General features: G+C 67.7%; 7 protein-coding genes. 6 read left to right on the forward strand and 1 reads right to left on the reverse strand.

Annotated elements, in window-relative coordinates; all coding sequences use genetic code 11:
- From D588_RS27570 to D588_RS0103440, 4 genes are all read left to right on the forward strand, one after another.
- Positions 1-266 (forward strand): hypothetical protein (locus D588_RS27570; protein ID WP_157836406.1); only part of this gene is annotated, 266 nt, incomplete at its 5' end.
- A gap of 30 nt (positions 267-296) precedes the next feature.
- Positions 297-950: a TetR/AcrR family transcriptional regulator gene (locus D588_RS0103430; RefSeq protein ID WP_017907605.1), complete on the forward strand. Its 654-nt coding sequence runs from the start codon at positions 297-299 to the stop codon at positions 948-950.
- Complete coding sequence (locus D588_RS0103435) at positions 947-2230, forward strand: efflux RND transporter periplasmic adaptor subunit (RefSeq protein WP_017914983.1); 1284 nt, start codon at positions 947-949, stop codon at positions 2228-2230. Before D588_RS0103430 ends, D588_RS0103435 begins: the two co-directional genes overlap by 4 nt.
- Before the next feature lie 12 nt (positions 2231-2242).
- The gene (locus D588_RS0103440) at positions 2243-5416 is read left to right on the forward strand and encodes a multidrug efflux RND transporter permease subunit (RefSeq protein WP_017914984.1); all 3174 of its coding nucleotides are present in this window, start codon (positions 2243-2245) and stop codon (positions 5414-5416) included.
- A 340-nt stretch (positions 5417-5756) separates the two neighbouring features.
- Here D588_RS0103440 and D588_RS0103445 read toward each other — a convergent pair whose 3' ends face one another.
- Positions 5757-6905, reverse strand: coding sequence for an acyl-CoA dehydrogenase family protein (locus tag D588_RS0103445; RefSeq protein ID WP_017907602.1), 1149 nt, complete (start codon positions 6903-6905; stop codon positions 5757-5759).
- 126 nt (positions 6906-7031) lie between these two features.
- Between D588_RS0103445 and D588_RS0103450 the strand changes: the two genes are divergently transcribed.
- Both D588_RS0103450 and D588_RS0103455 read left to right on the forward strand, forming a co-directional pair.
- Entirely contained in the window at positions 7032-8021 is a 990-nt protein-coding gene (locus D588_RS0103450) for a metalloregulator ArsR/SmtB family transcription factor (protein WP_017907601.1), read from the forward strand.
- Positions 8018-9153: homocysteine S-methyltransferase family protein (locus tag D588_RS0103455; protein ID WP_043083271.1), on the forward strand; the 1136-nt coding region annotated here is incomplete at its 3' end. The genes D588_RS0103450 and D588_RS0103455, both read left to right, overlap by 4 nt.

Raw genomic sequence — 9153 nt, forward strand, 5'->3', positions numbered from 1 at the left:
AGGTGCGGGTGGCGGCCGAAGATTTGGAACGGGAAGCGGCGTGTTTGGGTTTCATGACGGAGAGCAGCAACGATGCTCGATGGGAAAGCCGGAATTGTACCGGTGCTCCGTTCAACTACCTTGCTGCATCGCAAACCAATGGAGCGGCCGCGGCGACGCGCCAGATCGCGCAAAGCGACCGCAACACCATCATCACGCGGCGGTCACCATGCTTTGCCGGCCACGCTGTTGTCAGCAAGAACAGCCCTGTGTCAAGGCTGTTCTAATTCTAAACTGGACGGTATAGTCCACAATCGATGAGCACTCCCCTCGCCTCCGCCGCACAGCGCCAGGCGCGCGACCAGCGCGTGTACGCTGCCGTGCGCGAATTGCTGGCCGAGGAAGGCATGGGCCTGAGCATGGATGCAGTGGCGGCACGTGCCGGCTGCTCCAAGCAGACCCTGTACAGCCGCTACCGCAGCAAGCAGGGCCTGCTGCGGCGGGCGATGCAGGATCACCTGGACCTGGCCACCGCGCACCTGGAGCCGGTGCAGGACGACCTGCGCGGCAGCCTGCTGCGTTTCGCCTGCGAGTACCTGGAACAGCTGTCGGAACCGCGTGTGCTGCAGAGTTGCCAGCTGATCGCCGCCGAGTCGCGGCACTTCCCCGAAGAAGCGCGCGCCATGTTCCGCGACAGCGCCGGCGCGCTGATGCAGCGCCTGAGCGAGCGCCTGCGCGGCGCCATGGCGCGCGGCCAGCTCCGGCATGACGATCCGCACTTCATGGCCGAGCTGCTGTTGAGCATGATCGTCGGCATGGATTTCGAGCGTCAGCGCTTCCACAGCGCGCATCGCGGCGACGCCGCCGCGCAGCGCGCCTGGGCCGAGTTCGCCGTGGACGGCTTCTTGCGCGCGTTCGCCGCCGCCCCTTTCCTTCCTTCTACAAAACCAGACCGGAGTACCACCCGATGACCTCCCCGTTGCGTTCTCTCGCCCTGGCCTGCGCCGTCGTGGTGGTGTTGGCGTCCTGCAAGAAACAGGAGCAACAGCAGGCCATGCCGCCGCCGGAAGTAGGCGTGCTGCAGGCGCAGCCGCAGACCGTGCCGCTTGAGCGCGAACTGGTCGGCCGCCTGTCCGCGTTCCGCAGCGCCGACGTGCGCGCCCGCGTGCCCGGCGTACTGGAAAAGCGCCTGTACACCGAAGGCACCGACGTCAAGGAAGGCCAGCCGCTGTTCCAGATCGACCCGGCGCCGCTGCGTGCGACCCTGGCCTCGGCGCAGGGCCAGCTGGCCGCGGCCGAAGCCACCTACGCCAACGCCAAGGCCGCCGCCGCCCGCGCGCGCAGCCTGGCGCCGCAGGCCTACGTGTCCAAGTCCGACCTGGACAACGCCGAGGCCACCGAACGCAGCTCCGCCGCGTCGGTGCAGCAGGCCCGTGCGGCGGTGGAAACCGCGCGTATCAACCTCGGCTACGCCACCGTCACTGCGCCGATCGCCGGCCGCGCCGGCAAGCAGCAGGTCACCGAGGGCGCGCTGGTCGGCCAGGGCGACAGCACGCTGCTGACCACGATCGACCAGCTGGACCCGCTGTACGTCAACTTCTCGATGAGTTCCGACGAACTGGCGCAGCTGCGCCAGGCGCAGACCGAAGGCAACGTCGCCCTCAACGCCGAGGACAAGTCCACCGTGCAGATCAAGCTCGGCGATGGCAGCACCTATGCGCATGCCGGCACCCTGGACTTCTCCGGCGCGGCGGTCGACCCGAGCACCGGCTCGGTGACGCTGCGCGCGCTGCTGCCCAATCCGGACCGGGTGCTGCTGCCCGGCGCCTTCGTCAGCTTCTCGGCCAACCTGGGCCAGCGCAAGGACGTGTACCTGATCCCGCAGGCGGCCGTGCTGCGCGACGCCAAGGGCGCCTATGCCTTGGTCGTCGGCAAGGACAGCAAGGTGGTGCGCAAGGACCTGACCACGGTCGGCCAGCAGGGCGACAAGTGGATCGTCAGCGGCGGCCTGCAGAACGGCGACCAGGTCGTGGTCAGCGGCCTGCCCAAGGTCAAGGAAGGCGCACCGGCCGTGGCCAAGCCGTGGGATCCGAATGCCGCCGCCCAGGGCCAGGGCCAGGGTGCCGGCGCAGCGCCCGGCCAGGGTGCCCAGGGCGCTGCGGCGCCGGCCAAGGGCGCCGCCCCGGCGCAGGGCGCAGCGCACGGCGATGCGCCGAACGCCGCCTCGCCTTCCGACCAGCCGAAGCAGTAACGGACTCCCCCCATGCCTAAGTTCTTCATCGAACACCCGGTCTTCGCCTGGGTGGTGGCGATCCTGATCTCGCTCAGCGGCGTGATCGCCATCCTCAATCTCGGCGTCGAGTCGTATCCCTCGATCGCCCCACCCCAGGTCACCGTCAACGCCACCTATCCCGGCGCCAGCGCCAGCACCACCGAACGCTCGGTCACCCAGGTCATCGAGCAGCAGCTGACCGGCATCGACCACCTGCTGTACTTCAGCTCGTCGTCGTCCTCCAGCGGCAGCGCCACCATCACCCTGACCTTCGAGACCGGCACCGACCCGGACATCGCCCAGGTGCAGGTGCAGAACAAGGTGTCGCTGGCGACCCCGCGCCTGCCCTCGGAAGTGACCGCGCAGGGCGTGGTGGTGGCCAAGGCCAACGCCGGCTTCCTCAGCGTGATCGCGCTGCGTTCGGACAACCCGTCGATCGACCGCGACGCGCTCAACGACATCGTCGGGTCGCGGGTGCTGGAACAGATCTCGCGCGTGCCCGGCGTCGGCAGCACCCAGCAGTTCGGTGCCGAGTACGCCATGGACATCTGGTTGAACCCGGAGAAGCTGCAGGGTTACCACATGTCCGCCACCGACGTGTACAACGCGATCCGCGCGCAGAACGTGCAGTTCGCCGCCGGCTCGCTCGGTTCGGATCCGGCGCCGCAGGGCCAGTCGTTCACCGCCACGGTCAGCGCCGAGGGCCGCTTCACCTCGCCCGAGCAGTTCGAGAACATCATCCTGCGCGCCGACGGCAACGGCACCGTGGTGCGGCTGAAGGACGTGGCCCGGGTCGCGTTCGGCCCGACCAACTTCGGTTTCGACACCCAGTACAACGGCAAGCCGACCGGCGCCTTCGCCATCCAGCTGCTGCCGGGCGCCAATGCGCTGAGCGTGTCCGAGGCGGTCAAGGCCAAGATGGACGAGCTGCAGCCCAGCTTCCCGCAGGGCGTCACCTGGTTCACGCCGTACGAGAGCACCACCTTCGTCAAGATCTCGATCGAGGAAGTGGTCAAGACCCTGGCCGAGGCGATCGTGCTGGTGTTCCTGGTGATGCTGGTGTTCCTGCAGAACTTCCGCGCCACCATCATCCCCACCTTGGTCATCCCGGTGGCGCTGCTGGGCACCTTCCTGGGCATGTGGGCGATCGGCTTCACCATCAACCAGCTGACCCTGTTCGCGATGGTGCTGGCGATCGGCATCGTGGTCGACGACGCGATCGTGGTGATCGAGAACGTCGAACGCATCATGTCCGAGGAGCACCTGGCGCCGAAGGCGGCCACGCACAAGGCGATGACCCAGATCACCGGCGCGGTGGTGGCCATCACCGTGGTGCTGGCGGCGGTGTTCATTCCGTCGGCGATGCAGCCCGGCGCGGCCGGCGCGATCTACAAGCAGTTCGCGATCACCATCGCCATGTCGATGGCGTTCTCCGCCTTCCTGGCGCTGAGCTTCACCCCGGCGCTGTGTGCGGCGTTCCTCAAGCCCACCCACAACGACAACCCGAACTGGGTCTACCGCACCTTCAACAAGTACTACGACAAGCTGGCGCACCGCTACGTCGGCGCGGTGGGCAACACCATCCGCCGCGCGCCGCGCTGGATGGCGGTGTTCGCCCTGCTGGTGGTGCTGTGCGGCTTCCTGTTCACGCGCATGCCGGGCAGCTTCCTGCCGGAAGAGGACCAGGGCTTCGCGCTGGCGATCGTGCAGCTGCCGCCGGGTGCGACCAAGACCCGCACCAACGAGGTGTTCGCGCAGATGCGCGGCGTGCTGCAGCAGCAGAAGGCGGTCGAAGGCATGCTGCAGGTGGCCGGCTTCAGCTTCCTTGGCCGCGGCGAGAACGTGGGCATGGGCTTCATCCGGCTCAAGCCCTGGGACGAGCGCGACATCGCCGCCGGCGACCTGATCCAGCAGTTGAACGGCATGTTCTACGGCATCAAGGACGCGCAGATCTTCGTGGTCAACCTGCCCACGGTGAACGGCCTGGGCCAGTTCGGCGGCTTCGACATGTGGCTGCAGGACCGCAGCGGCCAGGGCGAGGAAGCCCTGCTGCAGGCACGCAACATCGTGCTCGGCAAGGCCGCGCAGCGCCAGGACACCCTGGCCGGCGTGCGTCCGAACGGCCTGGAGAACTCGCCGCAGCTGCAGTTGAAGGTGGACCGCGTGCAGGCGCAGTCGATGGGCCTGTCGGTCAACGACATCTACCAGTCGATCCAGCTGATGCTGGCGCCGGTGTACGTCAACGACTTCTTCTACGAAGGCCGCATCAAGCGCGTCAACATGCAGGCCGACGCGCCGTTCCGCACCGGTCCGGAGTCGCTGCGCAACTTCTACGTGCCCAGCAGCACCGCCTCCGATAGCAGCGGCCTGCCGCAGATGATCCCGCTGAGCACGGTGGTGAGCTCGGACTGGATCTACAGCTCGCCGTCGCTGAGCCGCTACAACGGCTACTCGGCGATCAACATCGTCGGCAACCCGGCGCCGGGCGGCAGTTCCGGCCAGGCGATGAGCGCGATGGAGGACATCGTCAACAACGACCTGCCGCCGGGCTTCGGCTTCGACTGGAGCGGCATGTCGTATCAGGAAATCATCGCCGGCAACACCGCCACGCTGCTGCTGGTGCTGTCGATCGTGGTGGTGTTCCTGTGCCTGGCGGCGCTGTACGAAAGCTGGTCGATCCCGGTGTCGGTGCTGCTGGTGGTGCCGATCGGCGTGCTCGGCGCGGTGGCGTTCTCGCTGCTGCGTGGCCTGCCCAACGACATCTACTTCAAGATCGGCCTGATCACGGTCATCGGCCTGGCCGCCAAGAACGCGATCCTGATCGTCGAGTTCGCGGTGGAGCAGCGGGCGATGGGCAAGACCCTGCGCGAGGCCGCAGCCGAGGCGGCGCACCTGCGTTTCCGCCCGATCCTGATGACCTCGTTCGCCTTCATCCTCGGCGTGCTGCCGATGGCGATCTCCACCGGCGCCGGCGCCAACGCCCGCCACGCCATCGGTACCGGCGTGATCGGCGGCATGCTGTTCGCCACCGTGCTGGGCGTGCTGTTCATCCCGCTGTTCTTCGTGATGGTGCGGCGCATGCTCGGCGACAAGCTGGACGAGCCGTCGAAGGAGTTCATGCAGATGCAGGAAGCCGGCCTGGCGCGGCATCAGCCGGATCGCTGAGGGGCCGGGATTAGGGATTCGGGAGTGGGGATTCGTCAGCCGAGTCCCGCTCCCGGTCCTGATGCCTCCCTGTAGAAACAAACAAAAGCGGCCGCAAGGCCGCTTTTTGTTGTCCGGGAATCTGGTCGGGAAGCGCGACCCAACACCCCATGCAGGCGGAGCGCTCCTTGAAGGCTGAGCGCTCCTTGTGGGAGGGACTTCAGTCCCGACGCATTGCAGCCCGAACGCCACTCATCCCTTTTCTACAAAAAGAAAAAAGCGGCCTTGCGGCCGCTTCTCCTGATGCCTCAACCGATTCGGGAACCGGCGAATCCCCAATCCCGAATCCCCACTCCCGGCCTCACCGCAACCCGGTCTCGTTGCGCGCGATCACCAAGCGCTGGATCTCGCTGGTGCCTTCGTAGATCTCGGTGATCTTGGCATCGCGGAAGTAGCGCTCCAGCGGCATCTCCTTGGAATAGCCCATGCCGCCGTGGATCTGCACCGCCTGGTGGGTGATCCACATCGCCGCCTCGGAGGCGGTCAGCTTGGCCACCGAAGCCTCGGTGGTGAAGCGCTGGCCCTGCCCCTTCAGCCAGGCCGCGCGCAAGGTCAGCAGCAGCGCCGCGTCCAGCTTGCACTTCATGTCGGCGATCTTGGCCTGGGTCATCTGGAACGCGCCGATCGGCGAACCGAACGCCTTGCGCTCCTTCACGTACTCCAGGGTCGCCTCGTAGGCGGCGCGGGCCAGGCCGATCGCCTGCGAGGCGATGCCGATGCGGCCGGCGTCGAGCACGCTCATCGCGATCTTGAAGCCCTCGCCCGGCGTGCCCAGCACCTCGTCGGCGCTGGCCACGTAGTCCTGGAACTCGATCTCGCAGGTGGCCGAGGCGCGGATGCCGAGCTTGGGCTCGGTCTTGCCGCGGTGGAAGCCGGGCTTGTCGGTGTCGACCACAAAGGCGGTGATGCCGCGCGCGCCCTTGTCCGGCTCGCTCATCGCGAACAGCACGATGTACTTGGCGACCGGGCCGGAGGTGATCCAGCTCTTCTTGCCGTTGATGACGAAGCTGCCGTCGTCCTGGCGCACCGCGCGGCACCGCATCGCGGTGGCGTCGGAGCCGGACTGCGGCTCGGTCAGCGCGAAGGCGCCGATCTCGCGGCCCTCGGCGATGGCGCGCACGTATTTCTGCTTCTGTTCCTCGTTGCCGTTCTTGAGGATGCCGGCGCAGAACAGCGAGTTGTTGACCGACATGATGGTCGAATGCGCCGCATCGCCAGCGGCGATCTCGACCATCGCCAGCACATAGGCGATCGGGTCCATGCCGGCGCCGCCGTACTCTTCCGGCACCTCGATGCCCATCAGCCCGTTCTCGCCCAGCAGGCGGATGTTCTCCAGCGGGAATTCGCCGGCACGGTCATGGTGCTCGGCGCTGGGGGCGATGCGCTCCTGGGCGATGCGCCGCGCCACGTCCTGGATCATCAATTGCTCTTCGGTAAAGCTGAAATCCACGTCGAACCCCTCCCGGGCATATTGGTCCGGCCATTGTAGCCGTGCCGACCATACGCCGGCGTGTGCAACTTGACCGGAACCGCCGCGCGGACCAAAATATCTCTATATCGCGATAGGAAGATATTTATGGATCTGGAGGACTGGTCGTCCCGGCTGAAGGTCTTCGCCGACGCCACCCGCGTGCGCCTGCTGGCACTGCTGGAACAGGAGGAGCTGACCGTGGCCGAGTTGTCGGCCATCACCCGCCTGGCGCAGCCGCGGGTCTCGACCCACCTGGCCAAGCTCAAGGAGGCCGGGCTGGTGCGCGACCGCCGCGCCGGCGTGTCGGCCTATTATCGCTTCGACGAGACCCTGCTGGACCCGGCCCAGCGTGCGCTGTGGCTGGCGCTGAGCACCGGCAGCGACGACCCGCTGCTGCGCCAGGACGCCGAGCGCGTGGCCGCGGTGCTGGCCAACCGCGCCGCCGACCAGAACTGGGCCGACTCGGTGGCCGGCGACATGGAGCGCCACTATTCGCCCGGCCGCACCTGGGAAGCGCTGGCACGCACCGCCCTGCCGCTGCTGGAGACCGGCGACGTGCTCGACATCGCCTCCGGCGACGGCGTGCTGGCCGAACTGGTGGCGCCGCACGCACGCCGCTATGTCTGCATCGACACCAGCGCACGGGTGGTGGCCGCGGCCAGCGAACGCCTGCGCCGGCTCGGGAATGTGGAAGTGCGGGAGGGCGACATGCATGCCCTGCCCTTCGCCGATGCCAGCTTCGACCTGGTGGTGATGATGCATGCCCTGACCTATGCGACCAAGCCGGCGCAGGCGGTCTGCGAATCGGCGCGGGTGCTGCGCCCGGGCGGCCGCCTGCTGCTGTGCAGCCTGGCGCGCCACGAGCACAAGGCCGCGGTGCAGGCCTACGGCCACGTCAACCTCGGCTTTTCGGCCAAGGAACTGCGCAAGTTCGTCGGCAAGGCCGGGCTCGAAGTCTCCAGCCTGGAAACCGTGACCCGCGAGAAGCGCCCGCCGCACTTCGAAGTGATTTCGTTGATTGCTGGGAAGCCGGGATTGGGGAGTGGGGATTCGGGATTGGAGAAGGCAAAAGCCAAGGCGGAGGCAGGAGCATGAGTCGCGCGGCTGTTTCACCAATCCCCAATGCCCAATCCCCAATCCCGGGCCTGCACTGGCTAAACTCAGAGCGCACGCAAAAACTGCTGCAGGCCCTGTCCGAACGCATCCTGATCATCGATGGCGCGATGGGCACGATGATCCAGCGCCATGGGCTGCAGGAGGCCGACTATCGCGGCGAGCGTTTCGCCGAGGGCTACGACGCGCAGGCCGCGCATGTGCACGGCCCCGGCTGCGATCATGCGCCGCAGGGCCACGACCTGAAGGGCAACAACGACCTGTTGCTGCTGACCCGGCCGGAGGTGATCGCCGAGATCCACCGCGCCTATCTCGATGCCGGCGCCGACCTGCTCGAGACCAATACCTTCAACGCGACGTCGATCAGCCAGGCCGACTACCACCTGGAACACCTGGTCTACGAACTCAACAAGGCCGGCGCGCAGGTCGCGCGCGCCTGCTGCGACGCGGTCGAGGCGCTGACGCCGAACAAGCCGCGGTTCGTGATCGGCGTGCTCGGCCCGACCAGCCGCACCGCCTCGATCAGCCCGGACGTCAACGACCCCGGCTTCCGCAACACCAGCTTCGACGAACTGCGCGCCACCTACCGCGAGGCCATCGACGGCCTGATCGACGGCGGCGCCGATACGCTGATGGTCGAGACCATCTTCGACACGCTCAACGCCAAGGCCGCGCTGTACGCGATCGAGGAAGTGTTCGACGCGCGCGGCGGGCGCCTGCCGGTGATGATCTCCGGCACCATCACCGACGCCTCCGGCCGCACCCTGTCCGGGCAGACCGCCGAGGCGTTCTACGCCTCGGTCGCGCACGGGTGGCCGCTCTCGGTCGGGCTGAACTGCGCGCTCGGCGCCAAGGACCTGCGGCCGCACGTGGAGACCCTGGCGCGGATCGCCGACGGCTACGTCAGCGCGCATCCCAACGCCGGCCTGCCCAACGCCTTCGGCGAATACGACGAGACGCCGGAGGAAATGGCGGCGACGCTGCGCGAGTTCGCCGAGTCCGGGCTGCTGAACCTGGTCGGCGGCTGCTGCGGCACCACCCCGGCGCACATCCGCGCCATCGCCGAGGCCGTGCGCGGGCTGCCGCCGCGCGTGCCGCTGGCGGCGCCGGCGCA

The sequence above is a fragment of the Xanthomonas sp. SHU 308 genome (assembly GCF_000364645.1).
Classification (GTDB): Bacteria; Pseudomonadota; Gammaproteobacteria; order Xanthomonadales; family Xanthomonadaceae; genus Xanthomonas_A; species Xanthomonas_A sontii.

What these genes read in the sequence shown, in the direction of transcription:
- D588_RS0103435 (WP_017914983.1), top strand. Translation starts at nt 947, where the DNA reads ATGACCTCCCCGTTGCGTTCTCTCGCCCTGGCCTGCGCCGTCGTGGTG.
- D588_RS0103430 (WP_017907605.1), top strand. Translation starts at nt 297, where the DNA reads ATGAGCACTCCCCTCGCCTCCGCCGCACAGCGCCAGGCGCGCGACCAG.
- D588_RS0103450 (WP_017907601.1), top strand. Translation starts at nt 7,032, where the DNA reads ATGGATCTGGAGGACTGGTCGTCCCGGCTGAAGGTCTTCGCCGACGCC.
- D588_RS0103440 (WP_017914984.1), top strand. Translation starts at nt 2,243, where the DNA reads ATGCCTAAGTTCTTCATCGAACACCCGGTCTTCGCCTGGGTGGTGGCG.